The following is a 14,716-nucleotide window of genomic DNA, read 5'->3' as shown; positions in this document are numbered from 1 at the left end:
AAACACCCTTTCCTATTTACAAGTTATTTTATTGGAAAAGCCATCGTAGACATTAGCGTATTCTCTGCTTGAGTAGAGTCTAATCTGCTATATTGTACAATGATCGGAATATTGCTTTTCACCTCTATGGCGTAAGGAACGCCGATCGGAATCGACGCCCCTTCCTTCATTAAGGAGCTCGTGCGAATATGATTTGTCCGTCTGCCCTGAACAACAACCAAAATATCTTCCATAGGCTCGCGATCCTCAAAATAAATTGTAATAAGAACATGCGCTTCTTCCGATGCGCAATTCAGCACGCATATCGATTCATGGCTGGTAAGTGCTCCCGTGCTCTCTGGCGGTATATAGCCGTCTGGAATATACCAATACTTCTCGCCTCTGGCTTGGAACATATCGCAGAATCCTCCTATCGTGTGAATGCGGCAGGCACGCCGCCGTCAATCGTCAACATGCAGCCTGTCGTTTTGTCTGCTTTGGATGATGCAAAAAATGCAATTCCTTCGGCAATATCGCGCGGATAAATGTTTACGAGCAGTGTCGTCCGTTTGCGGTAGTATTCTTCCAGTTGATCTGGCTCAATTCCGTATGCCGCTGCGCGTTCATTACGCCAGCTGCCGTTCCAAATCGCAGATCCCTGCAAAATCGCATCTGGCAAAATCGTATTGACACGGATGCCGAACTCGCCGCCTTCAGCTGCAATACAACGTGCCAAATGTGCTTCAAGAGCTTTAGCAGAGCTGTATGCGGAAGCGTTCTTACCTGCGTACACTGAATTTTTCGAACCGATAAATACCATGTTTCCGCCAATGCTTTGCTGTTTCATCAATTTAAAGGCTTCGCGTGCTACCAAGAAATATCCAGTACCGAGCACGTTCATATTGAGATTCCATTCCTTAAGTGAAGTCTCATCGAAAGGACTTGAAGTAGCTAGACCTGCGTTGTTGACGATGATATCCACTCCGCCGTAAGCAAGTGCTGTTTCTGCATAGGCAGCTTTAACCTGTTCTTCGCTAGTTACATCCATTTTTACAGCTGTTGCGCGGTGTTCACCGAATTTCTCGTTAATTTCAGCGGCAACCTTTTGTGCGCCTTCCAGATTAAGGTCAGCAAGCACAACGTGTGCGCCTTCTGAAACGAGGCGGCGTGCTGTTTCGCTGCCGATACCGCCAGCGCCTCCTGTAATGAAAGCTACCTTGCGTGAAAATTCCGTTTCAGCTGGAGCAAGTGACAATTTGTAAAGCTCAAGCGGCCAATATTCTACGTTATACGACTCATTCTCACTAAGCGATACGAAATCACCTAATGCTGTTGCGCCGCGCATAACTGCAATTGCACGGTGGTAAAGCGCACCGCTGACTTGTGCCATTGCCCAGCTCTTGCCTGTGTTGATCATACCGATACCTGGAATTAGAATAACGCGCGGCGCTGCTTCAAACATCACGTCGCCTTCATTTTTGTTGCGTTCAAAATACGCTTGATATTGTTCCTTGTATGCTGCGATTCCTTCTGCTAGTTTCGCTTTCAATCCATCAATATCCTCGGCATTAGGTGTCCAGTCAATAAATAGCGGCACAACCTTCGTATGCACCAAATGATCCGGACAAGCTGCGCCGACCTGCGACAATGTCGGAGAATCGTTGCCGCTTACGAAAGCTAGTACATCCGCTTCATCATCAAATGTCAAAATCATCTTCTTAGCGTCGCTTACTGCGCCGCGAATCGTCGGCATTACTTGTGCCGCTACGCTTCTGCGCACATCAGCTTCCAGCACCTCATGCTTCACGCCGCCGAACAATGAAGCTTCGTCAAATCGAGATTCGATGAATGCTTCCGCTTCGGAAATGATTTTGATCGTTTGCACGTAACATTCCTCACTTGTCTCACCCCAAGTAACAAGGCCATGCTTTTCCATAAGAACAAGCTCGGCATTCGGATTTGCAAGGACGCCTTCTGCAATCATTTTGGAAAGATTGAAGCCCGGACGAACATAAGGAACCCATACAAAACGATCACCGAAAATTTCCTTAGCAAGCGCTTTACCATTATCCGCACAGCACAAGCTGATAATAGAATCAGGATGTGTATGATCTACGTGTTTAAATGGTAGAAAAGCATGCAAAAGCGTTTCAATTGACGCGCGCGGGTGCTTCGAATCGATCATGCAGTTGACGAGGTAAGCAACCATTTCTTCGTCGGGCATTTCTGAACGCTCGAACAACGGACGAATATCATCCATGCGCAGGCCTGTAAAGTTACTTGCCTTCATAGAAGCAAGATCTGAGCCGCTCCCCTTCACGTACATTACTTCAACTTCACGACCGCGGAAGTCCTTTACGATCGTTTTGCTTGATGTGTTTCCACCGCCATAATTACAAACTCTGCGATCCGTACCAATAATGTTGGAGCGATAAACCAGCTCGGCTAGTCCGCCTTCAAGCTGCGATGCTTTTTCGTTTTCCCATAAACTTTGTACCATAAATATACCTCCGAATGATGTTTTGAATGTATTTGAATCGATCATATCATATTTGTTTATGTTTGAATATACATATTTCAAACATAAACGGAAATAAAAATAAAAGGATTGTGAAGTTAGGACAGGCACAATCTTCAAAAAAAAGATGCTCCATAAGGTCGCATAAAACCTTTAGGAACATCTTTGTTTCATCATATATAAATACATCCGTCATTACTGACAGCGCAGTGTCACTTCAATATCTTGATTATAGTTCCCAAATCCTTTGCCAAACAAGGTAACTCCACCACAGTTTCTCGCTGAGGCACTGCATGAAATACGGAACAATATTTCTTTATCATAGGCTAGCATGAGCTCGCTAATCGTAACATCAGACACTTGAATCCCGTCAATGAATGAACCTTGCTGGTTAACACGAATCGTTTTCATTAAACCGTTTTGGATGTTTTTGTGCCACCATTCCGGGGTATATAAGCCGCGCGAATGACCAAAATCGCCAGGGTAAGTCCACGTGCCTGTTCCAACACCATTTATCGTAAAAGCGATGTCAGATGGAAGGTGATCCACACTGCAAGGGGTATCCGAACAAATTTCCATCGAGATTTCGAGTGATTCCGGTGCTTCGTTATTCACCATATAATTCGGAATCCGATATTCAACGAAGCCTGAGCCGAACCATAGAACCTTAGCATGAACATGCTCTGGATCAGCAAAATAACGCGGATCATCGCACATTCCGATCATTTGAGAAGCAGATGCAAGGCCGCATGTCGGCTTAATTTGATACGACGAGTAGTGACCTACTGGAATCGAAACCGTGTAACGCTTCGTTTCGTCCAAAGCCGGTTCACTCTTAAATACCAGCATCGCTTGCGAAAGCTGGAGATGACAAATTTTTTGCATGCCGCGCTTGCCTGCCACACTCTCACTGCGTACAATTCCTGCTTCCTCCAACATATGTATATGCCTCGTTACAATAGGAGACTTTATGTCTAGCGCCTCGGATAGGCTCTTTATATTCATTGGTTGAACGCCAAGTAATTCAATCATTTTAACCCGCGTATGAGATGAGAAGCATTCAAGAAACTTCATATTGCGACTGCTTACTTCAATTTCCATTACTGCTCCCCCTATGTATCGAACTAATTCCCACTCATTATATAACTATAAAGTTAACCTTTCAATCGTTACACCCCGCTCGTCTTGACTTCTCGAACAGATTTAACTAAAATTAACGGCGTATCCATAACTTACATCATATTTAGTTACCCAATTAGTTACCTAAATGAATCGTTACGGTGCTATCGGTTCATTCAAACGTTTAGAGAAGCAGGATATTAAAGCTATTCTAGAATTATCACTTTCAGTGGAGGTTATTAACGATGACGAATGCACGTACAGAGCATACAACGTTGAATAATGGTGTGACTATGCCTTGGCTTGGACTTGGAGTATGGAAAGTAAAGGATGACGGTGAAGCTGAAAGAACGGTAGCTTCTGCCATTGAGGCAGGATACAGAAGCATCGATACTGCAGCGGCTTATAATAATGAAGAAGGCGTTGGGGCCGGTATTCGCAATAGCGGCATCGCGCGTGATGAAATTTTTGTTACGACAAAAATTTGGAATGCGCATCAAGGCTACGAGTCATCGCTGACTGCATTTGAAGACAGCAGAAGGAAGCTTGGTGTGGACGTCGTTGATTTATTGCTCATTCATTGGCCCGTTAAGGATAAGTACTTGGAAACATGGCGCGCGCTTGAAAAGTTATACCGTGATGGTTACGTTCGCGCGATCGGAGTCAGCAACTTCCAAATCCATCATCTGCAAGATGTGATTATGGCCGCTGAATTTGCTCCTATGGTCAATCAAGTGGAGTATCACCCGCTGCTCACTCAAAAAGAGCTTCACGCCTTTGCGAAGAGCCGCAGCATTCAGCTCATGGCTTGGAGCCCGCTTATGCAAGGAAATCTGGATCACAGCGTTCTCGCAGAGATTGGCGCCAAATACGGCAAATCGCCTGCTCAAGTGGTGCTGCGTTGGGATCTTCAAAACGAGGTCGTTACGATTCCGAAATCGGTGAATCCGGTACGCATCGAGGAAAATGCGAATATTTTCGATTTTACGCTAACAGCAGAGGAAGTTGCTCAAATTAATGCACTTAATAAAGACCAACGCTTCGGTCCAGACCCTGATAACTTTAACTTTTAATAAATACTTATGAAAAAAAGAACGGCTCCGTCCTTGTTTCAAGGGACGGAGCCGTTCTCGTTCAGCTTTCTTACGAAGCATTGTAGGCACTTAGTAAGGTATAGCGGTTCGGTCTTACGTGATGCGCTTCCAGCAAGCTTCTCATGAGCAGCTCTGTATCAACACCAAGCTCCTCCGCCGAAGTCGGTCCGCCAACTTGGTTCAACCAGCTTCTGATTTGGCTCTCATCCGGAAGTGCGGCAATCGCCTCACGCACCTTCCCAGGGTTTGCCGTAAATGCCAGACCTGCTTCTTCCATTGCAAGTCGGTGATAAAGCTTGGAAATTTCCGCACAAGCTACTCCAACCTTCGCACCATGCAGCAGCTGTCTTTTGCCGAGACGAATATATTCCATTTCCCAGAAATGCGATAGATGATGCTCTGCTCCTGATGCCGAGTGTGACTGTCCGAACAAGAGCATAGCAAGACCCGATTCAATTAGTGCTTCTATAAGAATACGTATCCCTTGCTCGTCACGACTAGCGATTAGTTCAATATTGTCCACGCATTTGTTAAGCGCAATACGCGTAATTTCAGCTACCTCTTCGGAATACGGTTCCCCGCCTTCAGCTGCGCCAAAACTCCAATCAAATAGTGAAGTATATTTGCCTAACATATCGCCAAAGCCTGCTGCTACCATAACAGCAGGTGCCTTTGCGAGAATTTCCAAATCTGCAAATATCGCATCAGGTCCAATTGCCGCAATCGTCTTCTTCTCGCCTCGAATGATGATCGGCGCACCTTTGGAATTAAAACCGTCAACGGATGGCGCTGTTGGTACCGAAACAAAAGGAATGCTCGCTGTATACGCGGCATACCTAGAAATATCATGAAGCGTTCCTGAACCAGCTGCAATGACGACCTGCGCTTTGTGCAGTTGAATATCCAGCAGCAGCTGCACGATTGACGCCTCATCAGCAATGACATCACCTTGCTTGTCAGGCTTAATGAGCGTCACATGAACAGCAATACCAAGTGCCGCAATTGCTTCCTCTAGTATTTTTCCAGCGATGTTATAAGTGATCGCATCAGCAGCGATAATGACCTGACTATATTGCCGATCCTTCATATAAGGAGCAACTGCATGAATAGCTCCGGCTTCGACAAGCAAAGGGCTGATTTCGATCGATCGCAACATTTCTTCATCAAAACCTGCGGCTAGCTGTTTTACTCTATCGATAAGGGAAGACATTAGCTGCGCCTCTTTTCACATTTATTATATTTTAATTTTGCTAAGGCAGCCATTTCAGCTTTGGATCACTCATTATTATTACTTCCTTGCTGCTTCCATAAAGTCGGCAATTTGCACCTTTTGTCCGGTCTTGGCACTCTCGAGAGAGGCTAGTACCATCGCCATGCTGTATATATTATCGCTGCAATCCGTTTCCGGCTGCCGTCCATCCTCTAGCGCAGCGAACATCTCATCCAAACAGCCCTTATGATGCGTATTAATCATATCTGGAAGCTGTGATTCTACTCTTTCATATTCACGAATAAATTTGCCGGATTGATCGCTGGCAGTCACAATCTCTGCATATGGATTTGCATCGCCTTCCCAAATCGCTGTACCGTGCTCACCGGTAATTCTCCAAGATGCTTCCCATGTCGTAGGCACGCCCTCTGCACACCATGATCCGCGATAATTAAAGACAGATCCGTCGGACATCTCAAAGATACAGATCGCATTGGCATTTCCTGCATACCAAGAACCCGGAGGATTAAACTCATGACAATATACGGATACTGGATTAGCACTGATGATAAATCTTGCCTGATCAAAAGTATGAATCGCCATATCCAGCAGCAATGGACTGTCCATCGCATCGCGGAAACCGCCAAAATGGGCTCCTAAAAAGAAGTCTGCGCCTACAAACCCTGGTTTGCCAATCGTACCATCTGCTATCAATTGCTGAAATGCCCGAATACGAGGGTCAAATCTTCGATTTTGCATAACGGCATGCGTTCTGTTCAACTCGCGAGAAGTTCGTACGATAGATTTGCAATCACTCATCGTTTCTGCAAGCGGTTTTTCTCCAAACACGTGACAGCCATGCTCTAGAGCAGCCATACTGATCGTATAATGGCTCGCGGGAATGGTTACATCGAATACGATCGTAGCCCCTGTCTCCGCAATCGCTTGTTTAATATCGGTAAAGGTCGGACAAGTGAGCCCCTTACGCTCAGCCATTGCCTGTGCAAACTCTTCCTTAATATCAACAAGCCCAACAATTTCGATATCTTCCCGCTCTTTGGCATAGTCGACCCACGTATTCGCCATTCCTCCGCAGCCGGCAACGACTACAAGATGTTTAATTGCCATTTCATTCACTCCTTATCTATTGTTTTAAACTGGATTAGGGACAAAATCTCCGCCGCGGCACTGTTTCAAGTAGTTTAATGCGTGCACCTGACCTGTCATTTCCAACTCATCCTTATAAACAGGATCATGCCAGCCTTCAATATCTATCGTACCTTTGTAGCCGTTCTGTCTCAAAATAGTAATGATATCCTTCCAGTTGCTATCGCCGAAACCAGGTGTCCGATGCCATACAAACTGCTCCTTGCTATGTACGCCATGTTCCTTCACAATATCCCATGCAATCGTTGCATCTTTGCCGTGTACGTGGAACACCTTGCGCGCCCATTTGCGCAGCTGTGGAATGGGATCAATCAAGCTGACCATTTGGTGGCAAGGCTCCCATTCCAATCCGATATTATCTTCCGGCACCGCATTAAACATAAGCTCCCACGCCGTAGGGTTATGTGCAATATTCCAATCACCAGTTGCCCATGTACCGCCCATATCACAGTTTTCAAATGCAATTCGTACACCTTTATCTGCTGCTCTCCGAGTAAGCTCGCCGAACACTTCCTTAAATTTAGGAATCGACTCGTCAATCGGTTGATTCGTTATACGCCCAGTGAAGCCAGATACCACATCAGCTCCGAATAAATGAGCATGATCGATTAGCCTCTCCCAGCTAGCAAGCGTGTCCGCATTATTGCCTTCACCGGTCAACGGGTTTCCGAATACGCTTACAGCCGGAATGATAAAATCATGCTCATCTGCGAGCGCTCTTACCCGTTTAGCCATTTCTGCGAGATCCGTGCTGCCCGTCGTTTGCCAAAATGTTAAATTAAACGATTCAAATCCGTGCTTTACGATTTGCGGAATTATGTGGTCAGCATTGCCTCCGCCTACAAGTGTTCCAATTCTTAATTTATTATTGTCCATTGTATATCACTCCAATATTGGCTTATAGTATTGTTAACAACTCCATTATAGCTAGGCATTTCACATATTTCTCTATACAATCTTGTGCATTACTAGTCTAATCTTGTGTTGGAGGTACAGTATATGACCTATCCGAAGGAACTATGGGAAAACACTCGTCTTGAGCATAAATCTTATCCCATTCAGCTATTTCAGAATCGCTGTCATAACGTAGTCCCTCATGATAATATCCTCTATTTGCACTGGCATGAGCATTTCGAGATCATCGTCATGAGAGAGGGGAGAGCTCTCTTTCATATCGACAGCCGCCCATATATCGTCAATGTAGGAGATGTCATAATCATACCTGCAGGCGGACTCCATGTCGGCTATGCTCTCAGCTACGAGAATATTCATTATGATTGTGTTGTCTTAAACGCATCCTTCTTCAATGATTGGGTACACGACCCTGTGCACGCACAGTTTGTCGCCCCTTACTTGGAAGGACGTCTTCGATTTCCTGTTATGCCGTCTGAGCAGGATGAAGCTTGCCTTCACTATTACTCCTTGCTGGATGAAGTAATCGCCGAGCTTGCGACCAAGCCTCCTGCCTATCAGCTCATCGTTAAGTCGAAGCTGCATGCTCTATTTACGCTGCTCTCTCGCACCTTCATTGAGCGGCAGCTAGCTGGTAAGCCAGCAGAGCCGTATTTCGGCAATCGCGATCGCTTTAAGCTGCTCATTCAGCGGATTGAATCTGATTTCCGCGAAAAAATAACGATAGAGCAAGCTGCGAAACTTGTAAGCTTGAACCCCTATCATTTTTGCAAGCTGTTCAAAAAGTTGACAGGGCGCACCTTCGTCGAATACGTGAATGTCAGCCGCATGAATGAAGCCGAGCGACTGCTTCGTGCAAACCATGATACGATCACTGAAATTGCAGCGAAGGTCGGATGCGAGAATCCGAACTATTTTACGAAGCTGTACAAGCAGTACAAGGGAATGACTCCATCACAGGCACGAAAATGATAACTAATTAGCAAAAAGGGTCTGTCCTATAAGTAGATCATCTACTTTGGGGATAGACCCTTTTCGCTATTCCGCTGTAATTATAATTAACGTTCGACTTGATTAGCACTCCAAATCGGCTTCCGTTCTCCGAGCAGCGGGAACTCGCCTACTCGCAGCCTTGCGCTGCCATAAGGCACCAGCTCAAGCTCTGTCACCGGCTGGTCCTCCGTATCCGATTGATAAGGCGGTGTACCTGCATTATTGCCCTCCATCCGCCATTCTGCAACTAGCTTACCGCTTGCTTTCAAGCGAATCGGTGCGACAGCTGCATCGAACGGTTGATACGGTATCGCATGTTCACTCACCGAAACTTCAAAGCTCGTATCAGCGAGCAGTCCATACTTCCATGCTGAACCCGGGTAAATTTCCCAATCGTGGAACATCTCGCGCTTTCGGAGCAGCTGCCAATTTTCTACAAGCGGCAGCGCATAAACGAGCGGTCCTCTTTCTACGCTTACTGCATACAAATTGCGAGAAATAGTACGAACCTCCATTGGGAGATTAAGCCGCAGCTTATCACCGTTTCGCCATTCACGTTCAATTCGCGCATAACCGTTAATAGGCTTCAATTCTATTATTTCTCCGTTAATTAGCAAGCTTGGATTTACTGTCCACTCCGGCATACGTAGTGAAATTGCAAAACTAGCAGCGCGATCAAGCGTAAGTTCAATCGATACTTCATCTCGGAACGGATATTCACCGCTCACGCGCACCTCCACTGCTGCACCGTCCGCAACGGATGTTCTGATATGGCAAGGAGCATAAGAGACAGCTGCCAAACCGCCGCAAGCATCAGTCATCCATAGATGAGAAGCAAACTTTGGCCATCCTTGGTGCATATTTGCCGTACAGCAGCCAAAATTCGGCTGTAATCCGAACAGGTTGGCATCGGGACCATTGCTCCAATTTCTAGGCGCGACATTACAAATAATTTGATTCACCTGCTGGTCGTATTGATGCGAAGTCCAGTCCTTGGAGATGGTAGCTGGAAGCGCGTTAAATGCCACCTTCTCCAAAATGTCACCGAAACGCCCCTCACCAAAAATACGAGTAAGCTGCTCCATCGAATACATATATTCAACGACCGCGCAAAGCTCAACGCCTTGGCTTGGATGTGTACCCGACAACCATTCATCGCCGGAAAACATACCGTGCGCTTGTCCATGATGAGTCATTAAACTGTCGATGCCGCGATGAACCGCATCATGATGAATCTTCTCACCGTATAGCTCATATAAAATCCCGGGCATCTTAATGCCCATTGCCACATTCACGACATGCGTACGCCAATCCCATTGTTCTACCTTTCGCCAAAATGGGAAGTCATGAAATATATCCGTCCACTCCAATGTTTGAGCCGCAACGATGTCAGCCAGCTTCAACAGCGATTCATCTGCTGTCTTCTTATATAACCACAATATACTTAGCAGCATTTCGGAACCGCGTGACTTCGCCCAGCCGCGCAAAGGCTGTTCCTCAATCGTCGAGCTTACATAACTGAAAAACTTGCTTAGAAATGGAACAATTCGCTCGTCGCCTGTCGCTTCCTCATATTGCATCATAACCTTTAGCATGATCATGAAATGCCACCAGTCCTGCTTCTTATCCAGGTCATTATTGACCGTCGTAATACGTGCAGGGCCAAAAAATCCGTTCTCCTGTTGACTTGCGAGCGACCATTCCACCCACTTATTTGCCTTCGCAATGAGACTCTCATCACCTAGTAAATAAGCAAGCGGTAATAGTCCATCCAAATAATAAGGACCACGCTCCCAGCTCTCGCCATCTCCGCCGATCCAACCATTTTTCGGTCCTACATCCACCCAATGCTCCTCCAAATGTCCCGAAAGCCCATCTGCTTGTATCCGAAGCTGATTATATAGCCAACCTTCAGCCTTAATGCTGCCAAGCGGCAGCGCTCCAAATGCTTCATGTAATTGTCCCATGCTTCCTCTCACTCCTCATACCGTTGTGACTGCATTCCGAATATACCATGCAGGACAGGCCCGTTTGGATAGCTGATCCCAACTACTTTTTATCCAATCACAACATATAGTTTCCACAAAATATTTACTCGAACTACAATCATCGCGTATGATTATTCCATAGTGATAACGGAAGGAATGAACTCTGAATGTTCCAATTCATTTGTCCCCCTATGCCCCATTTTATTCATGGCGGTGAAGACACTTATCCCGTACTCGGCAGGCATGCTGATCGATCTAATATTGGAGTATTCGATCTTATATTTGTTACACGAGGTTGCTTGTACATGGAGGAAGAAGGACAGGCCATCAACATTTCAGCAGGACATTACGCTATTTTCCGTCCAGATTGCTCACATCGAACAACCAAGCCTTGCAGCGAGGAGACGCATTTTTATTGGCTGCACTTTCAAACGGTTGGTAAGTGGAGCATATCGAATGAAAGGCTTCCGTTTGCAATTACACAAGAGGGTTCTCCTTTTGTTCAAATCGAATATTTCCCTTTTCAAATTCCACAGCAGAAGGGGCTGCTTGTTCCCCATCTCATTGAAGAAAAAATACGAGTGCTGCTTCAGCTGCAGGAGCAGACCTCCGCTCATTCACGCTTTGAACAGCAGCAGCTCTTTCAAGTATTGCTCCAGCTGCTGCTAGAGCAAAATCATTCAGCGGCAGATAGCCCCTACTTGCAAATCGCAGAAGCGACTGCTCTGTTTTTGCGGCGAAATTATCAAGACCCGCTTAGCTACAAGAAGATGGCAGAAGAGCTTCATTTTCACCCAAATTATATTGCCATCTGTATGAAAAAGACTTTCGGGTGCACGCCGCTTGAATACATCACTCGCCACCGAATTGATCAAGCAAAGCGGCTTCTCATTCATACGAACGAGCCCATCGGCAAAATAGCCCAAGAAACAGGCTTCGGCTCCTTTCCTTATTTTGTCCGCTGCTTCACAAAGCACACGAGCACGAAGCCGAAAGCATTTCGCATGCAGTATCGTTCCAGGTAATCTAGTAAAAAACATGTTGCAACTTCCATAATTTTCTTTATACTTAATTGAAATTCACTAATGGAGGTGTTTGCAATGTCTGTATTACACACAGAAAGATTGTTTCTCAGACAGCTGGAACTAGGAGATGCCCAGGTATTGGAGTTATTGATTAACGATCATGACATTGCCAGCACCACCTTAAATATTCCATACCCTTACCCAGAAGGCGGAGCTGAAGCTTTTATTATTCGAAAGGCTGAGGAAGCTGCGCGAGGGGATTGTTACTCATTTGCCATTATCAACAAAGAAAACAATCTGTTTATGGGATGCATTGGCATAATGATTAACCATAATCATAAAAGAGCAGAGCTTGGTTATTGGTTAGGTAAACGTTACTGGAATCAGGGGTTTGTTACGGAAGGCGTCAAGCGAATTGTGCAATTCGGATTCGAAGAGCTCGCGCTTAATAAAATTCATGCAGCTGCAATGACAAAAAATCCTGCATCTTCGAATGTTATGAAAAAAGCAGGTATGCAGTACGAAGGCACGTTCCGACAGCATTTTCTAAAGTGGGATGTGTATGAGGATATCACTTATTACAGCTTTTTACGCGAGGATTATTTCAAATGATAGACTAGCAGTATGACTACAGAGAAAAAGAGGCCGCCTGCGGATTTTAACCGTGAAGGCGGCCTCAATATTATATGACAAACTATCCTTAAATAACGCCCTTTTTCAAAATCAGATTCGCGTAAAGCGCGCTTTCCCCAGTAGCAATTACCGCATAAGCCTTCTTCGCCCGCTCATAAAAGGTGAAACGCTCAACCTGCTCGAATGGATCTAAAAGACCAGTACGCTGCTCAATGATCTTGCCATACTGCTCCCAAATCGGGGTTTCCACGGTATCACCAGGCATAACCTGCATGAGCGCTGCCGGCTTGGCAACATATTGATCGAGCGGGAATAGCTGCAAAATCGCATCAAGCAGCGCGGGTACATCATGTCCATCTGCACGAATGAGACGCTGAGCGTGGCTAGCCGCGGGGAAGTTACCGTCCGCTAATACGATTTCGTCGCTATGCCCCATCTCACTGAGCACCTTTAGAAGCTCGGGAGAAATCAGTTTCGGTATACCAATTAGCATGCTTGCCTCTTCCTTTCATTATGAAAGCATTAACGAAAGCTACAGCTATATTACAGTCGTTAGAAGCTCATACGCCTTAAATGCTTTATTCCACTCCTCCGAATGCTCAGGTGCAAACGGTTCAATTGGAAACGATGCTGCTACAAGCTGGCGCGCTTCCTGAAGATTAGCACATTCGCCTAGCGAGACGAGCTGCATCAGCATGTTGCCAATCGCACTCGCTTCTACGGGTCCCGTCCAAACTGGGCGTCCGATCGCATTCGCTGTGAATTGGCACAACAGCCTATTCTGAATGCCTCCGCCAACCATATACAAGCCAGCGAAATTCTGCTCAGACAGAGTTTCCATTTGAGCAAGTGCTTGACGATACCTAAGCGCCAAGCTCTCCAGAATACAGCGTGTAATCTCGCCCATGGACTGCGGAACCGGTTGCGACGTTTGATGGCAATAGGCTTGAATACGTGCAATCATGCCAGTCGGCGCATAGAAAGCAGCATCATCGGGATGAATAAAACTGCGGAAAGGTTCCGCCTCTTCGGCTTGCGCGATGATTTCGGGAAACGATAACTCGTTGCCCTGCTCCTCCCATTCTCGCTTGCATTCTTGCAATATCCAAAGTCCCATTATATTTTTGAGCAGTTGATAGGTTCCGCCTACTCCGCCTTCGTTGGAGAAATCAAGCGCCTGCGCCTCTGGCGAAACAATTGGATTTGCAAGCTCCGTGCCGAGCAGCGACCAAGTACCGCACACGAGATAAGCAAAGCTTGAATTGCCGTTAGCAGGAATTGCCGCAACTGCGGATTCGGTATCATGTGTTCCTACTGCAACTGCAGTCATCGGCGGGACATCAAGCTCCGCGCATACTTCTGGTGTTAATGGACCAATCTGCGTACCCGGATGAATGGGATTAAGAAATAGCTTACTCGGAATACCAAGCTGTTCCATTAACTCCTTGTTCCACTGCTGTTCCTTTGGTCGATAAAGCTGCGTCGTCGTCGCCATCGTGAACTCGCACACCTTCTCGCCTGTCAGGAAATAAGTAAGCAAATCCGGTGTCAGCAGCAGCGTGCTTGCAACCGCAAGCTTCGGCGATGCCGCTTTCTTCATGGCGTAAAGCTGGTTGATCGTATTAAAGGGCATAAACTGTAAGCCGCCTTGCTCATATAAACGATCTTTGCCAATCCGTTCATTTAGCTCTTCTACTATTCCATCTGTTTGTGAATCACGGTAATGATAGGGATTGCCGAGCAGCTCGCCATTCTCATCGAGCAGGCCAAAGTCTACCCCCCATGTATCAATGCCGAACGTTTGTGGAGCGTAGCCTTCTTGGAAGGCTTTGCGAATGGCAACCTTCAGCTCCTGAAGCAGGCGTAAAATATCCCAGTGCAGATGTCCGCCAACGGCTATCGGCTGATTCGGAAAACGATGAATTTCTGTCACCCTCAGCTTCTTTTCTCCACCTGCCTCATCTGGCAGCAGTTCGCCGATCAACGCTCTGCCGCTGCTTGCGCCCAAATCAAACGCCAGCACAGTCGCGAGCTTCGTCATGCTTAGAGCCTCCTCTATTAAAAAGCTAACGTCTGCC

The 14,716-nt window shown here is 46.3% G+C and carries 13 protein-coding genes; 4 read left to right on the top strand and 9 right to left on the bottom strand.

What is annotated here, in order from left to right; genetic code table 11:
• Positions 1–23: 23 nt before the first annotated feature.
• The 3 genes from AC0YN6_RS11560 to AC0YN6_RS11550 form a co-directional block, all read right to left on the bottom strand.
• Positions 24–395, bottom strand: coding sequence for a sensory rhodopsin transducer (locus AC0YN6_RS11560; protein ID WP_475746999.1), 372 nt, complete (start codon positions 393–395; stop codon positions 24–26).
• A 14-nt stretch (positions 396–409) separates the two neighbouring features.
• Complete coding sequence (locus AC0YN6_RS11555; RefSeq protein ID WP_475746998.1) at positions 410–2,479, bottom strand: bifunctional aldolase/short-chain dehydrogenase; 2,070 nt, start codon at positions 2,477–2,479, stop codon at positions 410–412.
• A gap of 213 nt (positions 2,480–2,692) precedes the next feature.
• Complete coding sequence (locus tag AC0YN6_RS11550) at positions 2,693–3,598, bottom strand: ArsR/SmtB family transcription factor (RefSeq protein ID WP_475746997.1); 906 nt, start codon at positions 3,596–3,598, stop codon at positions 2,693–2,695.
• Positions 3,599–3,861: 263 nt separating this feature from the next.
• Between AC0YN6_RS11550 and AC0YN6_RS11545 the strand changes: the two genes are divergently transcribed.
• Entirely contained in the window at positions 3,862–4,689 is an 828-nt protein-coding gene (locus AC0YN6_RS11545; RefSeq protein WP_475746996.1) for an aldo/keto reductase, read from the top strand.
• A gap of 70 nt (positions 4,690–4,759) precedes the next feature.
• On the opposite strand, the gene AC0YN6_RS11540 is transcribed toward AC0YN6_RS11545, so the two are convergent.
• The 3 genes from AC0YN6_RS11540 to AC0YN6_RS11530 all read right to left on the bottom strand — a co-directional run bounded on the left by AC0YN6_RS11540 (position 4,760) and on the right by AC0YN6_RS11530 (position 7,963).
• Positions 4,760–5,920 carry a sn-glycerol-1-phosphate dehydrogenase gene (locus AC0YN6_RS11540; RefSeq protein WP_475746995.1) on the bottom strand — a complete coding sequence of 387 codons (1,161 nt, stop codon included), beginning with the start codon at positions 5,918–5,920 and terminating at the stop codon, positions 4,760–4,762.
• A 78-nt stretch (positions 5,921–5,998) separates the two neighbouring features.
• Positions 5,999–7,048 (bottom strand): Gfo/Idh/MocA family protein, encoded by a 1,050-nt coding sequence (locus AC0YN6_RS11535; RefSeq protein WP_475746994.1) that lies wholly within the window; start codon positions 7,046–7,048, stop codon positions 5,999–6,001.
• A 24-nt stretch (positions 7,049–7,072) separates the two neighbouring features.
• Positions 7,073–7,963, bottom strand: coding sequence for a sugar phosphate isomerase/epimerase family protein (locus AC0YN6_RS11530; protein WP_475746993.1), 891 nt, complete (start codon positions 7,961–7,963; stop codon positions 7,073–7,075).
• Positions 7,964–8,086: 123 nt separating this feature from the next.
• On the opposite strand from AC0YN6_RS11530, the gene AC0YN6_RS11525 reads away from it, so the two are divergent.
• Positions 8,087–8,971, top strand: a complete 885-nt coding sequence (locus AC0YN6_RS11525) for a helix-turn-helix transcriptional regulator (RefSeq protein WP_475746992.1) — start codon at positions 8,087–8,089, stop codon at positions 8,969–8,971.
• Between the two features lie 86 nt (positions 8,972–9,057).
• On the opposite strand, the gene AC0YN6_RS11520 is transcribed toward AC0YN6_RS11525, so the two are convergent.
• Positions 9,058–10,959 (bottom strand): beta-L-arabinofuranosidase domain-containing protein, encoded by a 1,902-nt coding sequence (locus tag AC0YN6_RS11520; RefSeq protein WP_475746991.1) that lies wholly within the window; start codon positions 10,957–10,959, stop codon positions 9,058–9,060.
• A gap of 188 nt (positions 10,960–11,147) precedes the next feature.
• Here AC0YN6_RS11520 and AC0YN6_RS11515 point away from each other — a divergent pair, with 188 nt between their 5' ends.
• Together AC0YN6_RS11515 and AC0YN6_RS11510 are read left to right on the top strand one after the other, a co-directional pair.
• A complete protein-coding gene (locus tag AC0YN6_RS11515) occupies positions 11,148–12,005 on the top strand; it encodes a helix-turn-helix transcriptional regulator (protein ID WP_475746990.1) in 858 nt (285 codons plus the stop codon).
• Between the two features lie 75 nt (positions 12,006–12,080).
• A complete protein-coding gene (locus tag AC0YN6_RS11510; protein WP_475746989.1) occupies positions 12,081–12,617 on the top strand; it encodes a GNAT family N-acetyltransferase in 537 nt (178 codons plus the stop codon).
• 88 nt (positions 12,618–12,705) lie between these two features.
• Here the strand turns inward: AC0YN6_RS11510 and AC0YN6_RS11505 are convergent, their stop codons facing one another.
• Both AC0YN6_RS11505 and AC0YN6_RS11500 read right to left on the bottom strand, forming a co-directional pair.
• On the bottom strand, positions 12,706–13,131 hold the full coding sequence (locus AC0YN6_RS11505) for an RbsD/FucU family protein (RefSeq protein ID WP_475746988.1): 426 nt from the start codon (positions 13,129–13,131) through the stop codon (positions 12,706–12,708).
• Positions 13,132–13,176: 45 nt separating this feature from the next.
• Positions 13,177–14,679, bottom strand: a complete 1,503-nt coding sequence (locus tag AC0YN6_RS11500) for a rhamnulokinase (protein ID WP_475746987.1) — start codon at positions 14,677–14,679, stop codon at positions 13,177–13,179.
• Positions 14,680–14,716 lie beyond the last annotated feature (37 nt).

It is taken from the genome of Paenibacillus sp. J22P15 (assembly GCF_056269345.1).
This window is presented reverse-complemented; position numbering and strand designations above follow the sequence as displayed.

What these genes read in the sequence shown, in the direction of transcription:
- AC0YN6_RS11510 (WP_475746989.1), top strand. Translation starts at nt 12,081, where the DNA reads ATGTCTGTATTACACACAGAAAGATTGTTTCTCAGACAGCTGGAACTA.
- AC0YN6_RS11515 (WP_475746990.1), top strand. Translation starts at nt 11,148, where the DNA reads ATGTTCCAATTCATTTGTCCCCCTATGCCCCATTTTATTCATGGCGGT.
- AC0YN6_RS11535 (WP_475746994.1), bottom strand. Translation starts at nt 7,048, where the DNA reads ATGGCAATTAAACATCTTGTAGTCGTTGCCGGCTGCGGAGGAATGGCG.
- AC0YN6_RS11530 (WP_475746993.1), bottom strand. Translation starts at nt 7,963, where the DNA reads ATGGACAATAATAAATTAAGAATTGGAACACTTGTAGGCGGAGGCAAT.
- AC0YN6_RS11560 (WP_475746999.1), bottom strand. Translation starts at nt 395, where the DNA reads ATGTTCCAAGCCAGAGGCGAGAAGTATTGGTATATTCCAGACGGCTAT.
- AC0YN6_RS11550 (WP_475746997.1), bottom strand. Translation starts at nt 3,598, where the DNA reads ATGGAAATTGAAGTAAGCAGTCGCAATATGAAGTTTCTTGAATGCTTC.
- AC0YN6_RS11540 (WP_475746995.1), bottom strand. Translation starts at nt 5,920, where the DNA reads ATGTCTTCCCTTATCGATAGAGTAAAACAGCTAGCCGCAGGTTTTGAT.
- AC0YN6_RS11545 (WP_475746996.1), top strand. Translation starts at nt 3,862, where the DNA reads ATGACGAATGCACGTACAGAGCATACAACGTTGAATAATGGTGTGACT.
- AC0YN6_RS11555 (WP_475746998.1), bottom strand. Translation starts at nt 2,479, where the DNA reads ATGGTACAAAGTTTATGGGAAAACGAAAAAGCATCGCAGCTTGAAGGC.
- AC0YN6_RS11505 (WP_475746988.1), bottom strand. Translation starts at nt 13,131, where the DNA reads ATGCTAATTGGTATACCGAAACTGATTTCTCCCGAGCTTCTAAAGGTG.
- AC0YN6_RS11525 (WP_475746992.1), top strand. Translation starts at nt 8,087, where the DNA reads ATGACCTATCCGAAGGAACTATGGGAAAACACTCGTCTTGAGCATAAA.
- AC0YN6_RS11500 (WP_475746987.1), bottom strand. Translation starts at nt 14,679, where the DNA reads ATGACGAAGCTCGCGACTGTGCTGGCGTTTGATTTGGGCGCAAGCAGC.
- AC0YN6_RS11520 (WP_475746991.1), bottom strand. Translation starts at nt 10,959, where the DNA reads ATGGGACAATTACATGAAGCATTTGGAGCGCTGCCGCTTGGCAGCATT.